This is a genomic window from Klebsiella quasivariicola (assembly GCF_002269255.1).
GTDB classification, from domain to species: domain Bacteria; phylum Pseudomonadota; class Gammaproteobacteria; order Enterobacterales; family Enterobacteriaceae; genus Klebsiella; species Klebsiella quasivariicola.
The window spans coordinates 4,908,307-4,930,420 of record NZ_CP022823.1 but is presented as its reverse complement, the minus strand read 5'-3'; the positions used below and the strand labels follow the sequence as shown (position 1 = coordinate 4,930,420).

Below are 22,114 nucleotides of genomic sequence, written 5' to 3'. Positions count from 1 at the left end.
AGGCCATAAGCGCCCGGGGTGAGGGCAGAGAAGCAATCAGCGACGAATTGCGATAGCTTCGATCTCAATCTTCACGTCTTTCGGCAGACGTGCGACTTCAACGCAGGAACGCGCCGGGAAGGTAGCGTTGTGCTCGGTGAAGAACGCTTCATACGCGGCATTCACGGTGGCGAAATCATTCAGATCTTTCACGAAAACGGTGGTTTTCACGATATCGCCCACTTTCAGGCCAGCGGCTTCAACGATAGCTTTTACGTTGTCCAGGGACTGACGCGCCTGCGCGGCGACATCTTCCGGCACGCTGCCGGTTTTCGGGTCGACCGGGATCTGACCGGAAGTGATGATCATGCTACCCAGATCAACACCTTGTACATACGGGCCAATAGCGGCTGGTGCATTTTCCGTCGCAATAGTTTTGCTCATAATATCTCCAGATGAACTGCAGTAATTAGGTCGTAGCCATTATAGGGAGGGCCAGTATTAATACCAACCGCATTTAGTTGGCCAGCACCACATAATGAGAAAACTCTTTTTCACAGTATTTACATTTGAGAGCGATATCATCGGCACGTTTTTTCACTGCAAAACTGGAAGAAACGGGTTCAGCATGGCTGATACAGTTGCTGTTCGGGCAGACCAGCACGCTGTTAATCCGATCCGGCAGGCTCGGGCGGGATTTGCCCACCACTTCGTAATCATCAATGCGGTTTACCGTCGCCTGCGGGGCGTACAGCGCCAGCTGGTTAACCTGCTCGTCGGTCAGGAAGGTATTCTCGATTTTAATCAAATCTTTGCGGCCCATCTCGCCGGAAGGCAGGTTCAGGCCGATGGTGATGCGCTGGTCGGTTTCGGTCAGTTTGAACAGGGTTAACAGCTTAAAGCCGACCTGCGCCGGGATATGGTCGATCACGGTGCCGCGTTTGATCGCTTCTACCTGCAGTTTATTGTCGTGTGTCATCTCTCATTTCCCCCTTACAGTGCCAGCTCGCTATTCAGTACCAGTGCCAGTAACGCCTGGCGGGCGAAGATGCCGTTACCGGCCTGCTGGAAGTACCAGGCGTGCGGCGTTTTATCGACATCGGTGGTAATTTCGTCAATGCGCGGCAGCGGGTGCAGCACCTTCATGTTGGCGCGTGCTCCTTCGAGGTCGGCGGCGCGCAGGACGAACTGCGCTTTGACGTTGGCGTATTCCGACGGATCCAGACGCTCTTTCTGCACGCGGGTCATGTACAGAATATCCACTTCCGCCATCACGTCGTCGATCGCGCTATGCAGGCTCCAGGCGATGCCTTTTTCATCGAGCATATCAAGGATGTACTGCGGCATGGCCAGCGCGTCCGGGGCGATGAAGTAGAAGCGGTTGCCGTTGAATTTCGCCAGCGCCTGGGTCAGCGAGTGCACGGTACGGCCATACTTCAGATCGCCGACCATCGCCACGTTAAGGTTCTCGAGGCGGCCCTGAGTCTCCTGAATGGTGAACAGGTCGAGCAGGGTCTGGGTCGGATGCTGGTTGGCGCCGTCGCCGGCGTTCAGCACCGGCACGCCGCCGGAAAATTCGGTCGCCAGACGCGCGGCGCCCTCCTGCGGATGACGCATCACGATGGCGTCAACGTAGGTGCTGATGACGGAGATAGTATCCGCCAGGGTTTCCCCTTTTTTGCCCAGTGAGGTGTTGGCGCTGTCGGAAAAGCCGACCACGCTGGCGCCCAGGCGGTGCATCGAGGTTTCAAAAGAGAGGCGGGTGCGGGTCGAGGCTTCAAAGAAACAGCTGGCGATAACCTTATGCTTCAGCAGCTCGGGTTGCGGATTGGCTTTCAGCTTTGCCGCCGTCGCCAGCACCAGTTCGAGGTCTTCGCGGCTGAGATCGTTTATGGAAATGATATGTTTTTGATATAGCGGGTTAGCCATGCTTATCTCCTGACGCCTGGGCAAAAAAAAAGCCCCTTAAATAAGGGGCTTCGGGAATCCAATGAGCAACGGAAAGAAAAACGCCAGGCCAGCGTCTGCGTTCAGACGCGCTAAGACAGAATGTCGTACGCAATTGGCCATGCTTCCTCCCGGCAAAACGACTGGCATTATACGCAGACCGTTATGACGATCAAGCGATTCATTCACAAACAGGTAATCGTTTGCCTGCAGAAAAGTGCGCCAGCGCAAAGAACCGTGAAACGGTACTGGTATGGCAGCGGCGATGGGGGTATAACACGATAAAATGAAATGCTGTTTTATATTTGAGGTGAGTAATGATTATTGGCAATATCCACCATCTGCAGCCGTGGCTGCCTGCCGCGCTGCGCGAGGCGATTAAGCACGTTATCGCCCATGTCAGCGAGACGACGCCGCTGGGTAAACACGATATCGATGGTGATAAGCTGTTTTATCTGATTTCCGAAGACACCACCGAGCCGCAGGCCGCGCGTCGCGCGGAATACCATGCCCGCTATCTCGATATCCAGATTGTGCTCCGCGGCATTGAGGGGATGACCTTCAGCACCTTGCCGCCAGGAGAGCCACAGACCGACTGGCTGGCAGAGAAAGACATCGCTTTTCTTGCCGAAGGCCAGCAGGAGAAAACGGTGATCCTCAACGAAGGGGATTTTGTGGTGTTTTATCCCGGCGAAGTGCATAAACCGCTGTGCGCCGTTGGCGCCCCGGCGAAGGTGCGCAAAGCGGTAGTGAAGATGTTGATGGCGTAAAATGGTGAGCCGAATCCCGGATAAGCGCCGTGCTATCCGGGATGTGGCCACAAGCAAAGGACTACTTGCTCAGCGTCGCCACCATCACCGCTTTGATGGTGTGCATCCGGTTTTCCGCCTGGTCAAACACCACGCTCGCCGCCGACTCAAACACCTCGTCAGTCACTTCCATGCCGCCGTGCAGGCCGTAATCGGCAGCCATCTGTTTGCCCAGCGTGGTCTGGTCGTCGTGGAATGCCGGCAGGCAGTGGAGGAACTTGACCTGCGGATTGCCGGTTAGCGCCAGCATCGCGCTGTTAACCTGATAGTCGCGCAGCAGGGCGATACGTTCGGCCCATTTTTCCTTCGCCTCGCCCATCGATACCCAGACGTCGGTATAGATAAAATCGGCGCCTTTCACCCCCGCGGCGATATCTTCCGTTAGCGTGATGTTGCCGCCCTGCTGTTTGGCCAGCGCGGTGCAGGTTTCCACCAGCGCGGCCTCCGGCCAGCAGGCCGATGGCGCTACCAGGCGCAGATCCAGACCGGTCAGCGCGGCGGCTTCCAGCATCGAATTGCCCATGTTGTTGCGCGCATCGCCGGCGTAGACCAGCGTCATCTGGTTAAAGGCTTTGCCCGGCAGGTGCTCTTTCATGGTCAGCAGATCCGCTAACAGCTGGGTCGGGTGGAACTCGTTGGTGAGACCATTCCACACCGGCACGCCGGCGTATTGCGCCAGCGTCTCCACCACCTCCTGGCCGTGGCCGCGATACTGAATGCCATCGTACATCCGCCCGAGCACGCGGGCGGTATCCTTGATCGACTCTTTATGGCCAATCTGGCTGCCGCTTGGCCCCAGATAGGTCACGCGGGCGCCCTGGTCGTATGCGGCAACTTCGAAAGAGCATCGTGTACGGGTTGAGTCTTTTTCGAAGATGAGCGCGATGTTTTTCCCTGCCAGTTTCTGGACTTCGATACCGTTTTTCTTATCGGCTTTCAGCTTTGCCGCCAGCTCGAGCAGGGCGGTGATTTCTGCAGGGGTAAAATCGAGTAACTTTAAAAAATGCTTCTGGTAAAACGCAGACATGGTTCCCTCACCTGGCATAGGCCACTAATTGAATTAAAATTCAATTTATATGTATGAATATTCATTTGCAAGTCTGTGATAGAAATCTTTCACTGAGAAGTGGAGGCAATGACGGCGGTATGTGACAATAGGGATAACTGCCGCACATTATGAGGAACGAGCCATGGCAAACCCGGAACACTTGGAAGAACAGCGTGAAGAGACGCGTCTGATTATCGAAGAGCTGCTGGAAGATGGCAGCGATCCGGACGCACTGTACACGATTGAGCATCACCTCTCTGCAGACGATTTCGAAACCCTGGAGAAAGTGGCGGTGGAAGCGTTCAAGCTGGGCTATGAAGTGACCGAGCCCGAAGAGCTGGAAGTGGAAGAGGGTGACATGGTCATCTGCTGCGATATTCTGAGCGAATGCGCGCTGAACGCAGACCTGATCGATGCCCAGGTGGAACAGCTGATGACGCTGGCAGAAAAATATGACGTCGAGTACGACGGTTGGGGTACCTACTATGAGGACCCGAACGGTGAAGACGGCGACGACGATGACGAAGAGTATGTCGATGAAGACGACGATGGTGTTCGCCACTAAGTCGCAGATGTCGTAGATGGATACGGCGGCGCCTGCCGCCGTATAGCAAGGAACTTCCATGGATTACCCGCAGATTCTCTCCCCGATTATCAACTTCCTGCACTGTCCAACGCCGCAGGCGTGGATTGAGGAAGCCCGCAAGCCGGAAAACCTGCCGCTGCTGCTGACCGACCATATGGTGTGCGAGCTGAAAGCGGCGCAGAACGCCATGCTGCTGGTGCGTCGCTACGTCGCGGATAAAGCCGACGCCGACGAGCTACTGGCCTGCCTGAAGCCGTACGAAGACTTCACCTACCGCTGGGGGCCGGAGCCGGATTTTGTCGCCCTGCATAAGCGGATCAACAAAAGCGCCATGCCGCAGACCGACGACCCGTGGGGACGCCAGCTGCTGGACAGCATGATTTTGCTGATTAAAGAGGAGCTACATCACTTCTGGCAGGTGCGGGAGATGATGGTGGCGCGCGATATTCCCTACGTCAAAATTACCGCCAGCAACTATGCCCGTGGCTTGCGGCGCGAAGTGCGCTCGCACGAGCCGGTGATGCTGATTGATAAGCTGATCTGCGGCGCCTATATCGAGGCCCGCTCCTGCGAACGCTTTGCCGCGCTGGCGCCGTGGCTGGATGACGATCTGCAGAAGTTTTATCTGTCGCTGCTGCGCTCCGAGGCGCGTCATTATCAGGACTATCTGGATCTGGCGCAGAAGATCGCCGGGGAAGATATCAGCGAGCGGGTGCGTCAGCTTGGTGAGGCGGAAGCGGCGCTGATCCTCAGACCGGAGGCCGAGTTCCGCTTCCACAGCGGTGTGCCAGTAGCGGCGTAACCCTCGTTATACGGGCCCTGTAGCCCCGGTAGCCACTAACACCGGCAGTTTCAGTCATGGGGAGAGCTTCAGCTCGCAATGGTACGGGCCGTAGATACTGTTATGCCATGCAAGCATTTTCCGTATGCTGCGTGGCATCGAACGGGCGTCCCGATTTCAGGACCCCGTACGCCACCTGTGCCAGCTTCCGCATCATTGCACCGATGATCAGCTTTGCATTTTTTCCGCTCTTCTCCAGTCGTTCCCTGAATATCCGACCCCATTCTGTCTTGTACAGCGTCACCATTGCCGGCATGTACAGCGCACGGCGCAGCGACATATGACCCATTTTACTCATCCGACTCACCCGCCGGATGCTGCTGCCTGATTCATGCTGCTTTGGTGTCAGACCCGCGAACGCCGCGAACTGCCTCGCTTCCAGGAATCTGTTTTTCAGCCCCACGTAAGCCAGCAACACCGCCGATGTTTTCGCTCCGATCCCCGGGATACTGTCCAGCAGTTTGCGACGGTGCTTCATATCCGGATCATCATCCGTCAGGTCTTTTATCTGCTTTTCGATACGCTTCAGTTCCGTCTCCAGCCACAGCAGGTGCATGTCGATACTCGGCAACTGAACTTCACGGGCACTTTCCCGCCGGTTCTGCTCCTGAACATGCATTTCCGTCAGTGCCTGATGCCGCAGCACCAGCGCCCGCAGGGCCCGCTCAACCGGATGGGGGGCTTCCCATATCACCGGGCGTTTCTCCCGGCAAAAATACGCCAGCTGGCGGGCATCCACCGTATCGGTTTTGCTGCGTATTCCCTGGCTCTGGACGAACGCTTTGCTGAGCAACGGATTGATAACGGAGACCAGATACCCCGCGTCAGAGAGATGAGCGGCGACATCTTCCATATACGTCCCGGTCGCTTCCATGCAGACGTGGGCATTGCTGACCTGATGGCCGCACAACCAGCTGACGAGCTCGTTATGGCCTTTTGGGGTGTTGGCAAATTTCTTGCTGCGGTGACGGCCATCAGGGCGCAGCATATCGACATCGAGTTTAGCTTTGGCAACATCAATGCCGATAAAGTGGAGTTTGTTTTCCATGGTGTAACCATCCTTGCAAATGCGGGGTACCGGGTGTTCCGGTCCATGATACTGTTCGGTTTATCACTTGTGGAGGAGCGCAGTCCGGTGCGAATTATCTACGACACAGATTTGAGGATCTAAGGTCGGGTGCGGCATCCGGACTGCATGGCAGAAAGAACTGGCCGGTTCTCTCTGCACGAAAGGAATAATACAAGACCCGACAAAAAAACGGCACCGCGAGCACGGGTAAGGTGCCAGCGGTGCCATTCGGGACATACCCCGGCTCGCGCTACGCTTAGCCGGGCTACCGAACTGTAGCCCCGGTAAGCGTAGCGCTACCGGGGACGCCTGCGATATCGAGGCGCTACAGCGTTTTCAGCATTCGCACTTCACAGTCAACGTGGCCGGTACAGCCCAGCGGCCCGTCAATGTGCTCGAAGCCGAGATGTTCATATAAGCCGATCGCCTCCGTCAGGAAGGCGGTGGTTTCCAGATAGCAGCGTTTAAACCCTTGCTCGCGGGCGTAATCCAGCGCCAGTAGCGCCAGTTTCTTCGCCAGCCCCTGGCCGCGGGCGCGGGTCATGAAATACATTTTCTGCAGCTCGCAGATATCCGGCTCGCTACAGGAGAGCGGTGCGACACCCCCGCCGCCGACCACTTCCCCCTCTTTCTCCACCACCCAATAGGCAGAGCCCGGCTGGCTGTATAGCTCATACAGCTCATCAAGATTGGGGTCGGCAACGGTATAGCCTTTATCAGCGGTCAGGCCATATTCTGCGGATACCTGCCGAATGACGGCCGCTATCGCAGCGTTATCCTGCGCCGCGATACGGCGTATAGTAAAGGTTTGTGGCGCGGCAAGATTCATAGAATCACTCAATTTTAGCTTAAATAACCATACATTTCTTTAATACCATTATTCGTTTACAGGCGCAAGTTGTGCGTGAAATGTATTGCCGCGAAATTTCAAAATAATATATTCTGCTCGCTTAATGCCGATACGCATTATTTATTATTTATATATATGGTTTAAGTACAAGGACGACTTTTATATGAGTATGATTTCAGGACAATCGCAGAGTTCTGGCCATCCTTTTGTGTTTCATGGGCAGGCTGGGCGCTATTTTGTTATTTGTCTGGTTAATGTTATTTTGTCTGTAATTACTTTGGGGATCTTTATTCCATGGGCCTGGGTGCGCAATCATCGTTATCTTTGCGAGAATATGGAAGTTAATGGTGTCCGTTTTGCCTATCACGGGCGTGGTATCACCATTTTCCTGAGCTGGTTGCTGATATTCATTGTGCTGCTTATAGTGAGTTTAGCGCTCGCCATATTCGCCCCCGGTTGCGAAGGGCTGGAAACGTTGGTCTTTGTTATCCTGCTGCCGGTCATGTTTATAAGGGGATTAAACTACCATGCGAACATGACCTCTTTCGCGACTATTCGCTTTGGAGTTCAGTGCAATCTGCTGCGCGGATGGTGGATTATGCTTGGCTTACCCTTGCTGATATACGTGATAACGGCGGTGGTGTTCTCGGTGTTGGGAAGTCGTCTCTGGTTCGGCTATGGCATAAATGGCATGTTAGTGGGGCTCGTTATTCTGTTTTTGCTGACATTGTGTATTATGGCGGTAACCAGCGGTGTGGTTTACAGTCACTGGTATGATCTGATCGGCAAAGGCGCAACCTTAGGAAAAAATAAATTTAATATTTATGTGAGTACTAAGCGTTGTGTGGTGATTTTTTTATTGGCAACGGCGATTTTGTTGCCGTTTATAATCATTTTTGTTGGCTTTTTATTTTCCGCAGTCGCCCAACTGCTGACGGGCTGTATGTTTGGTTTGTGCCGTGAGGGTTCGGCACTGTTTATGGCATTGCGGCATCTTGGGGCGATATTAGGGGGATATTTATTTCTCACTATCGGTATTGTGTTATCCATAGCATACCTTCGTGTCGCTTTACGTAATCACGTAATAAATAATCTGGTGCTGGGAGACCACGTTCATTTCCGTTCCACCCTGACGTTTTGCGGTCTTGCTCCGCGTATACTGGCGCTGACGTTTCTCTCGCTGCTGACGTTGGGCCTGGCCTATCCCTGGTTTAAGATTGTTTTGCTGCGCTATCTCGCGGAAAACACGACGATGGTCGGTGAGCTCGATTCGCTCGATCTGCAGCCGGCGGCGCCACCGCAGCCGACACGATCTGACAAACTGTGCGGCGGTTTTTTCCCCACGCTGCCATTCCTGTAATAAAAAAGGCCGGAGCATGCTCCGGCCTTTTTTTCTCATGCAACCAATTACAGCGCGGCAATCACCGCCTGCTGTTCAATCAGCTTCGCTTTCGCTTCCGCGTAGCCTTCCAGCTTCTCGCGCTCTTTAGCGATTACTGCTTCCGGCGCGCGGGCGACAAAGCCTTCGTTGGACAGCTTGCTTTCGATGCGGCCAATTTCACCTTCGATTTTAGCCACTTCTTTCGCCAGACGCGCCAGCTCATCTTCTTTGTTGATGAGGCCCGCCATCGGGATCAGCAGTTCGGCGCCATCGACAATCTTGGTCACGGAGACCGGACCTTTATCATCGGCAGGCAGCACGGTAATGCTTTCCAGACGCGCCAGGTTCAGCAGGAAGCTGCGGTTGTCGTTCACACGACGCTCGGCCTCTTTGCTGCAGCCGCGCAGCAGCAGTTCCAGCGGTTTGCCCGGAGCGATGTTCATTTCCGCTCGGATGTTACGCACGGCGACGATCGCCTGCTTCAGCCATTCGGTGTCGGCCAGCGCCGCGTCATCCACCTGAGAGGCATCGTACTGCGGGAACGGCTGCAGCATGATGGTGTCGGCGGTGATACCGCAGATCGCTTTCACGCGCTGCCAGATGGTCTCGGTGATGAAAGGAATGATCGGATGCGCCAAGCGCAGCAGACCTTCCAGCACGGTCACCAGCGTATGGCGAGTGCCGCGCAGTTCCGCTTCGCTGCCACCGTTCATCACCGGCTTGGTCAGTTCGAGGTACCAGTCGCAGAACTGGTTCCAGGTGAACTCATACAGGATGCCGGCGGCGATATCGAAGCGGAAGTTATCCAGCGCTTCGCGGTACGCTTTCACGGTGTGGTTGAATTCCGCGAGGATCCAGCGGTCGGCCAGGGAGAGCACCCTCTCGCCGCCGTTGAAACCGCAATCCTGATCTTCGGTGTTCATCAGCACGAAGCGGCTGGCGTTCCACAGCTTGTTACAGAAGTTACGGTAACCTTCCAGACGCTTCATATCCCAGTTGATGTCGCGGCCGGTAGAGGCCAGCGCCGCCAGGGTGAAGCGCAGGGCGTCGGTGCCGTGCGGCTCGATGCCGTTCGGGAACTGTTTCTCGGTACGCTTGCGGATTTTTTCCGCCAGCTGCGGCTGCATCATGTTGCCGGTACGTTTCTCCAGCAGTTCCGGCAGGGTGATGCCGTCAACCATATCCAGCGGGTCGATAACGTTACCCTTGGATTTGGACATCTTCTGGCCTTCGTCATCGCGGATCAGACCGGTCATGTAGACGGTCTTAAACGGTACCTGCGGCTTGCCGTTTTCATCTTTGATGAAGTGCATGGTCATCATGATCATGCGGGCGATCCAGAAGAAGATGATATCGAAGCCGGACACCATCACGCTGGTTGGGTGGAACTGACGCAGGGCGTCGGTGTTTTCCGGCCAGCCGAGAGTGGAGAAGGTCCACAGCGCGGAGGAGAACCAGGTATCCAGAACGTCTTCGTCCTGACGCAGGGCAACGTCGGCGCTCAGGTTGTTTTCCTGACGCACTTCGTCTTCGCTACGGCCGACGTAGACGTTGCCGTCGTTGTCATACCATGCCGGGATGCGGTGACCCCACCACAGCTGACGGGAGATACACCAGTCCTGAATATCGCGCATCCAGGAGAAGTACATGTTTTCATACTGCTTCGGTACGAACTGGATGTCGCCATTCTCAACGGCTTCCACTGCCGGCTTGGCCAGCACGTCCGCTCGCACGTACCACTGGTCGGTCAGCATCGGTTCGATAACCACGCCGCCGCGGTCGCCGTAAGGGACGGTCAGGTCGTGCGGTTTGATCTCTTCCAGCAGGCCGAGGGCGTCAACCGCCGCAACGACGGCTTTACGCGCCGCGAAGCGCTCCAGTTTCTGGAACTCCGCCGGGATCTCGCTGGAGTAGACGTCGGATTCATTGCCCTTGGTGTCGTACACTTCCGCGCTTTCGCGAATGTCGCCGTCAAAGGTGAGGATGTTGATCATCGGCAGCTGATGACGACGGCCCACTTCGTAGTCGTTAAAGTCGTGCGCCGGGGTGATCTTCACGCAGCCGGTGCCTTTTTCCATGTCGGCGTGCTCGTCGCCCACGATCGGGATGCGGCGATTAACCAGCGGCAGCACCACGAATTTGCCGATCAGATCTTTGTAGCGCGGATCTTCCGGGTTGACGGCCACGCCGGTATCGCCCAGCAGCGTTTCCGGACGAGTGGTGGCGACCACCAGGTAATCTTTACCGTCAGCGGTTTTCGCGCCATCGGCCAGCGGGTAGCGGATGTGCCACATAGAACCTTTCGATTCGCGGTTTTCCACTTCGAGGTCGGAAATGGCGGTGCGCAGTTTCGGGTCCCAGTTAACCAGGCGTTTGCCGCGGTAGATCAGGTCTTCTTTGTACAGGCGAACAAAGACTTCTTTCACGGCATTGGAAAGCCCCTCGTCCATGGTGAAGCGCTCGCGCTCCCAGTCCACGGAGTTACCGAGACGGCGCATCTGACGGGTAATGGTGCCGCCAGATTCCGCTTTCCACTGCCAGATTTTGTCGATAAAGGCGTCGCGGCCGTAGTCGTGGCGGGTTTTACCTTCTTCAGCGGCAATCTTACGCTCAACCACCATCTGGGTGGCGATACCCGCGTGGTCGGTACCGGCCTGCCACAGGGTGTTTTTGCCCTGCATGCGCTGGTAGCGAATCATGGTATCCATGATGGTTTGCTGGAAGGCATGACCCATATGCAAACTGCCGGTGACGTTCGGCGGCGGGATCATGATGCAGAAGCTCTCCTGGCTTTCATCACCATTCGGTTTGAAATAGCCCTGCTTTTCCCAGTGCTCGTAAAGCGGCTGTTCGATATCTTGTGGGTTGTATGTCTTTTCCATTATTTCCAGGTTGCCGTGTTCAGGTTGAAACCAGCCATGCGGTACGCCTTATAGCGTTCGCGCGCCAGTTGTTTCAGATTGTCTTCGTAAGGGACAAAGTCTATCACTTCTGTGAAAGCGGTGGCAAAATCTGCAAAGTTTAGCCGCAGGCTGATAAGAATATCCCGCGGGCTGCTGTTGCGCTTTTGCGGCCAGGCAATCTCCACCGGCGCACCGCCTCTTGGGCCTTCGCCCGCCAGATTATGCGGCACAAAGCTCTCCGGCGGTCTTGCCCATAATGCTTCATCCAGACGGATAGCCTGCTGTTCATCTTCGCAGGCGATCAGGACGCGCTTGCCGTTGCGCCAACGTTCTGCGGCAATGTCACACACCAGTTGCTCGACGGCGCTCAGCTCGTCGACGGTGTCTTCGTTGTCCAGAAGGTAGAACGTTGCGTTTTTCATATATGGGGCTTCTTGTTGTGGATTTAAATGCAAAGCCGGGTGGCGCTACGCTTACCCGGCCTACAAACGGCATCTTTCCGTAGGCCCGGTAAGCGTAGCGCCACCGGGCATCAGACGGCAATCACTCTTCGCCGTTAAAACCCGCACGATTGAGCAGGAACTGCGACAGCAGCGCCACCGGACGGCCGGTCGCGCCTTTGGCCTTACCGGAACGCCAGGCGGTACCGGCGATGTCGAGGTGCGCCCAGTTGTACTTGCGGGTAAAGCGCGACAGGAAGCAGCCAGCGGTGATTGCGCCGCCAGGACGGCCGCCGATGTTCGCCATATCGGCAAAGTTCGACTCCAGCTGATCCTGGAACTCGTCGGCCAGCGGCAGACGCCAAGCGCGGTCGCCGGCCAGTTCGGAGGCGCCGATCAGCTCATGAGCCAGCGGGTTATGGTTCGACATCAGGCCGGTGATGTGATGGCCGAGGGCAATCACGCAGGCGCCGGTCAGCGTCGCCACATCGATAACCGCTTCCGGCTCGAAGCGCTCGACGTAGGTCAGGACGTCGCACAGCACCAGACGGCCTTCGGCGTCGGTGTTCAGGACTTCCACCGTCTGGCCGGACATGGTGGTCAGGACGTCACCCGGACGATAGGCGCGACCGCCAGGCATGTTTTCACAGCCCGCCAGCACGCCGATGACGTTCAGCGGCAGCTGCAGTTCGGCGACCATCCGCATCACGCCGTACACCGCCGCCGCGCCGCACATGTCGTACTTCATCTCGTCCATGCCTTCGGCCGGCTTAATGGAGATGCCGCCGGAGTCGAAGGTCAGGCCTTTACCGACCAGCACGATAGGGCGCGCGTCTTCAGCCGGGTTACCTTTATATTCGATGACCGACATCAGCGACTCGTTCTGCGAACCGTTGCCGACGGCGAGATAGGCGTTCATTCCCAGCTCGCGCATCTGCTGTTCGCCGATCACCCGGGTGATGACGTTTTTGCTATAGGTGTCGGCCAGCTGGCGCGCCTGAGAGGCCAGATAGGCGGCGTTACAGATATTCGGCGGCATATTGCCGAGATCCTTCGCCGCTTTGATGCCGGCGGCAATCGCCAGGCCATGCTGAATGGCGCGTTCGCCGCTGGTGAGTTCACGACGGGTCGGGACGTTGAAGACCATTTTACGCAGCGGGCGACGCGGCTCGCTTTTGTTGGTCTTCAGCTGGTCGAAGCTGTACAGCGTCTCTTTGGCGGTTTCAACGGCCTGGCGAACTTTCCAGTAGTTGTTACGGCCTTTGACGTGCAGCTCGGTCAGGAAGCAGACCGCCTCCATTGAGCCGGTATCATTCAGGGTATTGATGGTTTTCTGGATGACCTGCTTATACTGGCGCTCATCCAGCTCGCGCTCTTTGCCGCAGCCAATCAGCAGAATGCGCTCAGACAGAATGTTTGGCACATGGTGCAGCAATAACGTCTGGCCAGGTTTGCCTTCCAGCTCGCCGCGACGCAGCAGGGCGCTGATGTAGCCGTCGCTGATTTTATCGAGTTGTTCGGCGATGGGGGAGAGGCGACGTGGTTCAAAGACGCCGACCACGATACAGGCGCTCCGCTGCTTCTCCGGGCTACCGCTTTTTACACTGAACTCCATGCACTATGCTCCTGAATCTTAAAGACAACAGTGGTGGCTACGGCTATACTCGTCGCCTTTCAAGTTGCAGATGCGCCGGCTGCGCCTGCTTACCCTGACGTGGCACATTGTGCGCGTCTGGGGCCACAGCCCTGCTGCCTTCTTACAACTCGAAATCCATTGAGTATATAATTGCAAGCTTTCGTAACTCATATCCGCTGTTGCGGTGACTTCGTGTTAATCTTAACGTTATTAAGGCCTGGGTTCGTCAGAAAAGATCCTGACATGCAGAACCGATGAGTCATTTAATCTTAGCGACGTTTTCGACGACCAAAGAGAATAAATGACGTTTAAGCCATGAAACAAGCAATTTTCCTGCACTAAAACGGGTTTTTACGGGCGTATTTATAGTGATAATCATAAGATATCTGGTTCGTGAGACGCTGAAAAGCCAGTTGGCGATCCTATTCATCCTGTTACTGATTTTCTTTTGTCAGAAATTAGTCAGGATCCTCGGCGCTGCGGTGGATGGCGATATCCCAACCAATCTGGTGCTCTCGCTGTTGGGGCTCGGCATCCCGGAGATGGCGCAGCTTATCCTGCCGTTAAGTCTGTTCCTTGGCCTGCTGATGACCCTGGGCAAGTTGTACACCGAAAGCGAAATTACGGTGATGCACGCCTGCGGCCTGAGTAAAGCCGTGCTGATCAAGGCGGCGATGATCCTCGCGCTATTCACCGGCGCGGTGGCGGCGGTCAACGTCATGTGGGCGGGGCCGTGGTCGTCTCGCCATCAGGATGAAGTGCTGGCGGAAGCCAAGGCCAACCCCGGCATGGCGGCGCTGGCTCAGGGCCAGTTCCAGCAGGCCAGCGATGGAAACGCGGTGATGTTTATTGAGAACGTCAACGGCAGTCGCTTCCATGACGTTTTCCTTGCCCAGCTGCGTCCGAAAGGCAATGCACGCCCCTCCGTGGTGGTGGCGGATTCCGGCGAGCTGTCGCAGCAGAAAGACGGTTCGCAGGTGGTGACCCTCAACAAGGGCACCCGCTTTGAAGGCACTGCGATGCTGCGCGACTTCCGCATTACCGATTTCAATAACTATCAGGCTATTATCGGCCACCAGGCGGTGAGCGCCGATCCGGACGACACCGAACAGATGGATATGCGCACCTTGTGGCAAACCCACACCGACCGCGCGCGCGCCGAACTGCACTGGCGCTTCACGCTGGTGGCGACCGTCTTCATTATGGCGCTGATGGTGGTGCCGCTCAGCGTGGTGAACCCGCGTCAGGGGCGCGTACTGTCGATGCTGCCGGCGATGCTGCTCTACCTGGTGTTCTTCCTGTTGCAGACGTCGATTAAGTCGAACGGCGGCAAAGGCAAAATGGACCCGGCTATCTGGATGTGGGCGATTAACCTGCTCTATTTTGCGCTGGCGGTGCTGTTAAACCTGTGGGATACGGTGCCGATGCGCCGCTTCCGCGCCCGTTTTAATAAAGGAGCGGCCTGATGCAGGCGTTTGGCGTACTTGACCGTTATATCGGTAAGACGATTTTCAACACCATCATGATGACGCTGTTCATGCTGGTGTCGCTCTCCGGCATTATCAAGTTTGTCGATCAGCTGAAAAAGTCCGGGCAGGGGAGCTACGATGCGCTGGGCGCAGGTCTCTACACCATCCTTAGCGTGCCGAAAGACATCCAGATCTTCTTCCCGATGGCGGCGCTGCTTGGCGCGCTGCTGGGGCTGGGGATGCTGGCCCAGCGCAGCGAACTGGTGGTGATGCAGGCGTCCGGTTTCACCCGGATGCAGGTGGCGCTGGCGGTGATGAAAACCGCGATCCCGCTGGTGCTGTTGACCATGGCGATCGGTGAGTGGGTGGCGCCGCAGGGCGAACAGATGGCGCGTAACTACCGTGCCCAGCAGATGTACGGCGGTTCGCTGCTCTCAACCCAACAGGGGCTGTGGGCGAAAGATGGCCATAACTTTGTCTATATCGAACGGGTGAAAGGGAACGATGAGCTGGGCGGCGTCAGCATCTATGCCTTCAACCCGGAGCGTCGTTTACAGTCGGTGCGCTATGCCGCCTCGGCGAAGTTCGATAGCGAAAATAAAGTCTGGCGCCTGTCGCAGGTGGATGAATCCGACCTGACCGATCCAAAGCAGGTGACCGGGTCGCAGATGGTGAGCGGCACCTGGAAAACCAACCTGACGCCGGATAAGCTCGGCGTGGTTGCCCTGGATCCGGATGCGCTGTCGATCAGCGGCCTGCACAACTATGTGAAATACCTGAAGTCCAGCGGCCAGGATCCGGGACGCTACCAGCTCAATATGTGGAGCAAAATCTTCCAGCCGCTGTCGGTGGCGGTGATGATGCTGATGGCGCTGTCGTTTATCTTTGGCCCGCTGCGTAGCGTGCCGATGGGCGTGCGGGTGGTGACGGGGATTAGCTTCGGCTTTATCTTCTACGTACTGGACCAGATTTTCGGCCCGCTGACCCTGGTCTACGGCATCCCGCCGATCATCGGCGCGCTGTTGCCGAGCGCCAGCTTCTTCCTGATAAGCCTCTGGCTGATGATGCGCAAGGCCTAGCGGGTAAGCCTGAAACGTAAGCCCCCTCAGCGATGAGGGGGCTTTTTTTTAGCGCTTGCGGCCGCCCAGCAGGCTGCCCAGCATGCCGCGGACGATCTGATTGGTGACCTGGCGAACCGCGCTTTTCGCTGCGGTCTGCACGATACCGTCGCGTTTACCGCCGCGCGGGCCGGTGCTGCCGAACAGGATATCTTTCAGGCCGCCGAGCAGCCCGTCGTCATCGCCGCTCTGCTGGCCCTTCGCCGGCGGGGCCGACTGCTGCCCGGTGGCGACCTGCACCCCTTGCTGCAGCATCTCGAAGGCCGACTCGCGGTTCACCTCCTCCTCATACTTGCCGTACAGCGGCGAGTGGTTCAGCAGGCCATTGCGTTCGTCATCGCTGACCGGTCCCATCCGCGAGCAGGGAGCGATCACCATCGCCCGCTCGACCACCGACGGGCTGCCTTTCTCATCGAGGAAGGAGATCAGCGCCTCGCCGGTGCCCAGCTCCTGAATCGCCTGCTCGGTACTGAAGGCCGGATTGGCGCGCATGGTCTGGGCGGCGGTTTTCACCGCCTTCTGGTCCTTTGGCGTAAAGGCGCGCAGGGCATGCTGTACGCGGTTGCCCAGCTGGCCGAGCACCGCGTCGGGAATATCCGCCGGGTTCTGCGAGACAAAGTAGACGCCGACGCCCTTGGAGCGGATAAGGCGGATCACCTGCTCGATTTTATCCAGCAGCACCTGCGGCGCGTCGTTGAACAGCAGATGTGCCTCATCGAAGAAAAACACCAGTTTGGGCTTGTCGAGATCGCCCGCCTCCGGCAGACGCTCGTAAAGCTCGGAAAGCATCCACAGCAGGCTGGCGGCGTAGAGCTTCGGCATCTGGTAGAGCTTTTCGGCGCTGAGGATATTGATCACCCCTTTACCGCTGGCATCGACGCGCATCCAGTCGGCGATATCCAGCATCGGCTCGCCGAAGAAGTGCTCGGCGCCCTGTTGCTCCAGGGTCAACAGCCCGCGCTGGATGGCGCCGATCGAGGCGCTGCTGATATTGCCGTACTGGTTCTGGAACGATTTAGCGTTGTCGCCAATAAACTGGGTGATGGCGCGGAGGTCTTTGAAGTCGAGCAGCAGCAGGCCGCGGTCGTCCGCGATGCGAAAAATAATGTTCAGCACGCCGCTCTGCACCTCGTTGAGATTGAGCAGGCGCGCCAGCAGCAGGGGGCCGAGATCGGAGACCGTCGCCCGAACCGGGTGACCCTTCTCGCCAAAGATATCCCAGAGCACCACCGGGTTGGCGTGCGGCTCCCAGTCGCTGACGCCGATCTTCTCCAGCCGCGCCTGCAGTTTCTCTGAGCTCTGCCCCGCGGCGGCAATGCCGGTCAGGTCGCCCTTGACGTCGGCCATAAATACCGGCACGCCAATCTCCGAGAACGACTCAGCCAGCTTCTGCAGGGTGACAGTTTTACCGGTGCCGGTCGCACCGGTGATCAGCCCATGGCGGTTGGCCATTGCGGGCAGCAAATACAGCGCGTTATCCAGCGTGCGCGCAATCAACAGGGGTGAGCTCATGATCGATTCCTCCATTTATCCTGCGACGATTATAGGCAACCTCGTCGGCCGGCGTTGGGGAAATCGTCACGCGCCGCGCACGCTGTCCAGAGCAGGCCTCAGGCGCAGTGGCGTTGAATAAGCGCGATGCTCTGCTCAATTTCTCGCTCGATATCCGCTTCGCTCCACTGCGCCAGCTCGGGCGCGAAGGGCTCAAAAGCGTACACCCCCTGATAGCCGCGGGCTTCCAGCGCTTTAACCTGCTCGCAGGTGCCGAGACGATCCTGTGGGGTCAGCATGATGCGCTCGGCATCGGTGAGCTGCTCGCGCGGACGGGGATCGTCCACCCCGGAGAGGTGGACCAGACCGATGTCCGCTATCTCCACCTGGCTGAACTCCTCCTCCGCCTGCGGGTAGAGATGGTGATGGAAGGTGTCGATCAGCAGCTTAAACGGCACGCGGGCATCGTGAATTAGCGTCTGCGCCTGGTGTGCAGAACGCAGCGAGCTTTGCGGGAAGCCCAGCGGCTCCACCAGGCCGTGGATGCCGTAGAAGGCGAACAGCGGCGCCAGGTCGCGCAGGGCGCCCAGGGTGTCGCTGGCCGGCACCTCGCTGCCGTCGTTGAGCGGACAGAGCACCAGCGATTTGGCGCCGATGGCCTGGGCCTCTTTCAGCAGCGATTCGGTCAGCTGCCGTACCTCTTCGCTACGACGGTTAAAGGGGTAGACCGCGTTAATCGTCAGGATCTCGATGTGGTAGCGCGCCGCCAGCTCGCGCACCTGCTGATGGCTCAGATCGTCGGTCACTTTTCCGCTGGGTAAATCGTTGCGCAGCTCGACCTTATTCAGGCCCAGACGGTTCACCAGACGGAAAAACGCTTCAATGCTGAGCGCTGGCGCGATTTTGCGGTTAATACAAAAACGTTGCATTGCGATGGCCATAAGACACTCCTGACGGAAGAGGGGGGAGGTTCGTTCAATTGGCTAACAGTCAAAACGTTTATTTCAAAATTAGCAAGAATGGAAATGATGAATGTTTGAGCTGTCTCGCAAAATATCACTGGTCCCGACTGCGGAAGCGACAGCGGCGGGAAGCCTGGCGCCATGAGACGACAAGGCGCGATGCGGGAAACGCACAGGCGATCGGTCAGCGCAAAATGCGACTGTTATCACCAAAATGGAATTTCATTTCACAACAATGTTGAAATATAAATTTCATTTTACTACGGTTATAGCACAGCAGAATCAGCGACGGGCCGGTGTGTGTTGGCCCCCTTCACTATGAGGCGAGAACATGACGATCACAGGAAACTTTATTGGCGGGAAAACCGTTATCAGCAGCAGCAACGAAACGATGCCGGTGTATGACCCGGCGACGGGCAAAGCGGTGCGCGAAGTCACGGTGTCGACCGCGCAGGAAGTCTCCGAGGCGATTCAGGTTGCTCGCGATGCGTTTGACAGCTGGTCCCGTACCACGCCGCTGCGCCGCGCCCGCGTGCTGTTCAACTTCAAAATGTTGCTGGAACAGCACGTGGAAGAGCTGGCCGGGATCATCGTCAGCGAGCACGGCAAGGTGTGGTCGGATGCGCTGGGCGAGCTGACCCGCGGCATGGAGGTAGTCGAATTCGCCTGCGGGATCCCGCACCTGATTAAAGGCGAATACTCCTCTGACGTCGGCACCGGCGTCGACAGCTATTCGCTGATGCAGCCCCTGGGCGTGGTGGCCGGGATCACCCCGTTCAACTTCCCGGCGATGGTGCCGATGTGGATGTTCCCGCTGGCGCTGGCCTGCGGCAACAGCTTCGTCCTCAAGCCGCCCGCGCTGGCGCCGACGGCCGCCGTGCGCCTGGCAGAGCTGCTGAAAGAGGCCGGTCTGCCGGACGGCGTGTTTAACGTCGTGCACTGCAGCAATGAAGATGCCGAGCAGCTGTATACCGATCCGCGCATTGCGGCAGTAAGCTTCGTTGGCTCCTCCGGCGTGGCGGAGTATATCTACAAGACCGCCAGCGCCCACGGCAAGCGCGTGCAGGCGTTTGGCGCCGCCAAGAACCACGCGATTGTGATGCCGGATGCCGATCTCGACGCCACCGTTAACGCCATTATGGGCGGCGCCTTCGGCTCCGCTGGCGAGCGCTGCATGGCGCTGCCGGTGGTGGTGGCGGTGGGAGATGAAACTGCCGACAAACTGATCGCCCGCCTGAAGCCGCTGGTGGAAGCGCTGAAAGTGGGCCCGGGCTGCATGCGCGGCCAGGAAGAGAACGAGATGGGGCCGGTGGTGTCTGATACTCACCAGAAAAAAGTGCTCGGCTATATTGATAAAGGCGAAAGCGAAGGGGCAAAACTGGTGGTCGATGGCCGCAAACTGCGCGTGCCGGGTTATGAGGCAGGCTATTATGTCGGTGGCACCCTGTTCGATCACGTCACTCCGGAGATGACCATCTGGCGCGAAGAGATCTTTGGCCCGGTGCTGGGAATTGTGCGCGCAGCGGACTATGACAGCGCCCTGGAGCTGGTCAACAGCCACGAATTTGGCAACGGCAGCGCCGTTTTCACCAGCAACGGTCATACCGCGCGTGAATTCGTCCACGACGTGCAGGCGGGGATGGTTGGAGTGAACGTGCCGGTCCCGGTGCCGATGGCGTTCCACAGCTTCGGCGGCTGGAAGCGCTCGGTGTTTGGCGCGTTGAACGTCCACGGGCCGGACGGCGTGCGCTTCTACACACGTATGAAGACCGCCACCGTACGCTGGCCGGCAGGGCAGCAAACCGTATCTGAATTCAGCATGCCGACATTAGGTTAATCGGCGAAGGAGAGCGCCATGTCGTTACTGGCTAAATCGCGAAAAGAGGGACAGATCCAGCATATTACGCCGCAAAGCGCCGGTTGGCGCTATATCGGCTTTGATGTCTGGATGTTGAAAAAAGGGCAGACCGTGACGCTGGAGAGCGGCGATCGCGAGCTGTGCCTGGTGCTGGTCGCCGGGCTGGCGTCGGTGAAAACGCAGCACGCCGATTTCCCGAATCTCGGTAAACGGATGTCGCCGTTTGAACGTATCCCGCCGTGGTCGGTCTACGTGCCGCCGCAGGATAAAGTCGAGGTAACCGCCGATTCCGATCTGGAGCTGGCGGTATGCAGCGCGCCGGGTAAAGGCAGCTTCCCGGCACGCCTCATTCGGCCGGAAGACGTCGGCGTAGAGCACCGCGGGAAAGGGCGCAACCAGCGCCGGGTGCATAATATTCTGCCGGACAGCGCCGAGGCGGACTGCCTGCTGGTGGTGGAGGTGTACACCGACGAGGGGGCCACCAGTTCGTGGCCGTCGCATAAGCATGATACCGCCCAGCCGGGCAAAGAGACGCAGCTGGAAGAGACTTACTATCACCGCTTCGATCCCCCGCAGGGCTTTGCCTTCCAGCGGGTCTACACCGACGACCGCAGCCTGGACGCCTGCATGGCGCCCTACAACCACGATGTGGTGATGGTGCCGCGCGGTTACCACCCGGTGGCGGCGATTGCCGGTTACGACAGCTACTATCTGAACGTGATGGCCGGGCCGGATCGGAAATGGTTGTTTACCTGGGAAGATGACCACGCCTGGATCAACACGCCGGAGTACCCGCGCCATGACTGATACGTTGCGCGGAAGCGGATAAAAAAGGCCGGTTAGCGATGCTAACCGGCCTTCTTATTTGAGGGTGGCGGGTGTTTTTAGCGAAACGCTCCGCAGAATCCCACTCCCACTCCCACTCCCACGCCCGGCAAGCTCCGGCGCCATACCCGTCTTGTGCCGGGCGGCGGCTCACGCCTTGCCCGGCCTACGGTTCGTGCGACCTGCCTAATTTATTCACCATTGTTGCTGAAACTGCCGGTGCTGACGGCCTCAACATCGCTGAGACGTTCCCGGAAGGCCGGGGCAGCCCGCATGGATGCGGGCTGAGGGCCGTGTTTTGCACGGACGCTGCCTCGGCCCGACCCGAAGCCTGCAGGGATAAGTCGAAGGAACCGCGTAGCGGCGATGTTGCTGGCCGGAGCCCGGGGGTACAGGGGGCGGCGGCGACTGGCCGCCCCCTGTGCGCTCCCTGCGCCATGAGTGACATAACGCAGACGATTAACCGGGAGCGCAATGTGCGCTGAAATCACATGCGACAAACGCTTTCCCCGGATTAATAAAGTTGCATACCAATAACAGTATCTCCGGCACCCCACAGGCGCATATACCCCAGGCCCGGCAAGCGCAGCGCCGCCGGGCAGGACACCTCCGGCGCCATACCCGTCTTGTGCCGGATGGCGCTATGCTTATCCGGCCTACGATTCGTGCGACCTGCCTAATTTATTCACCATTCTTGCTGAAACTGCCGGTGCTGACGGCCTCAACATCGCTGAGACGTTCCCGGAAGGCCGGGGCAGCCCGCATGGATGCGGGCTGAGGGCCGTGTTTTGCACGGACGCTGCCTCGGCCCGACCCGAAGCCTGCAGGGATAAGTCGAAGGGACCGCGTAGCGGCGATGTTGCTGGCCGGAGCCCGGGGGTACAGGGGGCGGCGGCGACTGG

At 57.9% G+C, this 22,114-nt stretch carries 22 protein-coding genes; 8 read left to right on the top strand and 14 right to left on the bottom strand.

What is annotated here, in order from left to right:
• Nucleotides 1-36: 36 nt before the first annotated feature.
• The 5 genes from ridA to B8P98_RS24810 form a co-directional block, all read right to left on the bottom strand.
• Entirely contained in the window at nucleotides 37-423 is a 387-nt protein-coding gene (ridA, locus tag B8P98_RS24825; protein WP_025712291.1) for a 2-iminobutanoate/2-iminopropanoate deaminase, read from the bottom strand.
• Nucleotides 424-496: 73 nt separating this feature from the next.
• Nucleotides 497-958: an aspartate carbamoyltransferase regulatory subunit gene (gene pyrI / locus B8P98_RS24820; RefSeq protein ID WP_025712290.1), complete on the bottom strand. Its 462-nt coding sequence runs from the start codon at nucleotides 956-958 to the stop codon at nucleotides 497-499.
• 14 nt (nucleotides 959-972) lie between these two features.
• Nucleotides 973-1,908: an aspartate carbamoyltransferase gene (gene pyrB, locus B8P98_RS24815; protein ID WP_002886928.1), complete on the bottom strand. Its 936-nt coding sequence runs from the start codon at nucleotides 1,906-1,908 to the stop codon at nucleotides 973-975.
• 2 nt (nucleotides 1,909-1,910) lie between these two features.
• A complete protein-coding gene (locus tag B8P98_RS31835) occupies nucleotides 1,911-1,970 on the bottom strand; it encodes a pyrBI operon leader peptide (protein WP_227650304.1) in 60 nt (19 codons plus the stop codon).
• Complete coding sequence (locus B8P98_RS24810; RefSeq protein WP_012969080.1) at nucleotides 1,945-2,049, bottom strand: pyrBI operon leader peptide; 105 nt, start codon at nucleotides 2,047-2,049, stop codon at nucleotides 1,945-1,947. The genes B8P98_RS31835 and B8P98_RS24810 overlap by 26 nt, the downstream gene beginning before the upstream one ends.
• Nucleotides 2,050-2,243: 194 nt before the next feature.
• Between B8P98_RS24810 and B8P98_RS24805 the strand changes: the two genes are divergently transcribed.
• Nucleotides 2,244-2,696, top strand: a complete 453-nt coding sequence (locus B8P98_RS24805; protein WP_025712288.1) for a YhcH/YjgK/YiaL family protein — start codon at nucleotides 2,244-2,246, stop codon at nucleotides 2,694-2,696.
• A gap of 61 nt (nucleotides 2,697-2,757) precedes the next feature.
• On the opposite strand, the gene argF is transcribed toward B8P98_RS24805, so the two are convergent.
• Together argF and argL are read right to left on the bottom strand one after the other, a co-directional pair.
• A complete protein-coding gene (gene argF / locus B8P98_RS24800; RefSeq protein ID WP_004178387.1) occupies nucleotides 2,758-3,762 on the bottom strand; it encodes an ornithine carbamoyltransferase in 1,005 nt (334 codons plus the stop codon).
• Nucleotides 3,732-3,827, bottom strand: coding sequence for a putative translational regulatory protein ArgL (argL, locus tag B8P98_RS32070; protein ID WP_370736902.1), 96 nt, complete (start codon nucleotides 3,825-3,827; stop codon nucleotides 3,732-3,734). The genes argF and argL overlap by 31 nt, the downstream gene beginning before the upstream one ends.
• 98 nt (nucleotides 3,828-3,925) lie before the next feature.
• On the opposite strand from argL, the gene rraB reads away from it, so the two are divergent.
• On the top strand, nucleotides 3,926-4,348 hold the full coding sequence (gene rraB / locus B8P98_RS24795; protein WP_002886947.1) for a ribonuclease E inhibitor RraB: 423 nt from the start codon (nucleotides 3,926-3,928) through the stop codon (nucleotides 4,346-4,348).
• Between the two features lie 58 nt (nucleotides 4,349-4,406).
• A complete protein-coding gene (miaE, locus tag B8P98_RS24790) occupies nucleotides 4,407-5,171 on the top strand; it encodes a tRNA isopentenyl-2-thiomethyl-A-37 hydroxylase MiaE (protein WP_025712287.1) in 765 nt (254 codons plus the stop codon).
• Between the two features lie 100 nt (nucleotides 5,172-5,271).
• Here the strand turns inward: miaE and B8P98_RS24785 are convergent, their stop codons facing one another.
• Nucleotides 5,272-6,258 carry an IS110 family RNA-guided transposase gene (locus B8P98_RS24785; RefSeq protein WP_095033517.1) on the bottom strand — a complete coding sequence of 329 codons (987 nt, stop codon included), beginning with the start codon at nucleotides 6,256-6,258 and terminating at the stop codon, nucleotides 5,272-5,274.
• A 346-nt stretch (nucleotides 6,259-6,604) separates the two neighbouring features.
• Nucleotides 6,605-7,108: a GNAT family N-acetyltransferase gene (locus B8P98_RS24775; RefSeq protein WP_025714865.1), complete on the bottom strand. Its 504-nt coding sequence runs from the start codon at nucleotides 7,106-7,108 to the stop codon at nucleotides 6,605-6,607.
• Nucleotides 7,109-7,292: 184 nt separating this feature from the next.
• Between B8P98_RS24775 and B8P98_RS24770 the strand changes: the two genes are divergently transcribed.
• Nucleotides 7,293-8,489 (top strand): YjgN family protein, encoded by a 1,197-nt coding sequence (locus B8P98_RS24770; RefSeq protein ID WP_025714864.1) that lies wholly within the window; start codon nucleotides 7,293-7,295, stop codon nucleotides 8,487-8,489.
• Between the two features lie 47 nt (nucleotides 8,490-8,536).
• On the opposite strand, the gene B8P98_RS24765 is transcribed toward B8P98_RS24770, so the two are convergent.
• From B8P98_RS24765 to pepA, 3 genes are all read right to left on the bottom strand, one after another.
• Nucleotides 8,537-11,392, bottom strand: coding sequence for a valine--tRNA ligase (locus B8P98_RS24765; RefSeq protein WP_080897675.1), 2,856 nt, complete (start codon nucleotides 11,390-11,392; stop codon nucleotides 8,537-8,539).
• Nucleotides 11,392-11,835 (bottom strand): DNA polymerase III subunit chi, encoded by a 444-nt coding sequence (gene holC / locus B8P98_RS24760; protein WP_025714862.1) that lies wholly within the window; start codon nucleotides 11,833-11,835, stop codon nucleotides 11,392-11,394. Before holC ends, B8P98_RS24765 begins: the two co-directional genes overlap by 1 nt.
• Before the next feature lie 121 nt (nucleotides 11,836-11,956).
• Nucleotides 11,957-13,468 (bottom strand): leucyl aminopeptidase, encoded by a 1,512-nt coding sequence (gene pepA, locus B8P98_RS24755; protein ID WP_002886954.1) that lies wholly within the window; start codon nucleotides 13,466-13,468, stop codon nucleotides 11,957-11,959.
• 389 nt (nucleotides 13,469-13,857) lie between these two features.
• Here pepA and lptF point away from each other — a divergent pair, with 389 nt between their 5' ends.
• Both lptF and lptG read left to right on the top strand, forming a co-directional pair.
• Nucleotides 13,858-14,955: an LPS export ABC transporter permease LptF gene (gene lptF / locus B8P98_RS24745; protein ID WP_025714861.1), complete on the top strand. Its 1,098-nt coding sequence runs from the start codon at nucleotides 13,858-13,860 to the stop codon at nucleotides 14,953-14,955.
• Complete coding sequence (gene lptG, locus B8P98_RS24740; RefSeq protein ID WP_025714860.1) at nucleotides 14,955-16,037, top strand: LPS export ABC transporter permease LptG; 1,083 nt, start codon at nucleotides 14,955-14,957, stop codon at nucleotides 16,035-16,037. Before lptF ends, lptG begins: the two co-directional genes overlap by 1 nt.
• 48 nt (nucleotides 16,038-16,085) lie before the next feature.
• On the opposite strand, the gene B8P98_RS24735 is transcribed toward lptG, so the two are convergent.
• Nucleotides 16,086-17,588, bottom strand: coding sequence for a helicase HerA-like C-terminal domain-containing protein (locus B8P98_RS24735; RefSeq protein ID WP_095033516.1), 1,503 nt, complete (start codon nucleotides 17,586-17,588; stop codon nucleotides 16,086-16,088).
• Nucleotides 17,589-17,686: 98 nt separating this feature from the next.
• Entirely contained in the window at nucleotides 17,687-18,508 is an 822-nt protein-coding gene (locus B8P98_RS24730) for a TIM barrel protein (RefSeq protein WP_095033515.1), read from the bottom strand.
• A 352-nt stretch (nucleotides 18,509-18,860) separates the two neighbouring features.
• Here B8P98_RS24730 and B8P98_RS24725 point away from each other — a divergent pair, with 352 nt between their 5' ends.
• Both B8P98_RS24725 and iolB read left to right on the top strand, forming a co-directional pair.
• Nucleotides 18,861-20,366, top strand: coding sequence for a CoA-acylating methylmalonate-semialdehyde dehydrogenase (locus B8P98_RS24725; RefSeq protein ID WP_025714857.1), 1,506 nt, complete (start codon nucleotides 18,861-18,863; stop codon nucleotides 20,364-20,366).
• Nucleotides 20,367-20,384: 18 nt separating this feature from the next.
• Nucleotides 20,385-21,194: a 5-deoxy-glucuronate isomerase gene (iolB, locus tag B8P98_RS24720; RefSeq protein WP_080924703.1), complete on the top strand. Its 810-nt coding sequence runs from the start codon at nucleotides 20,385-20,387 to the stop codon at nucleotides 21,192-21,194.
• Nucleotides 21,195-22,114 lie beyond the last annotated feature (920 nt).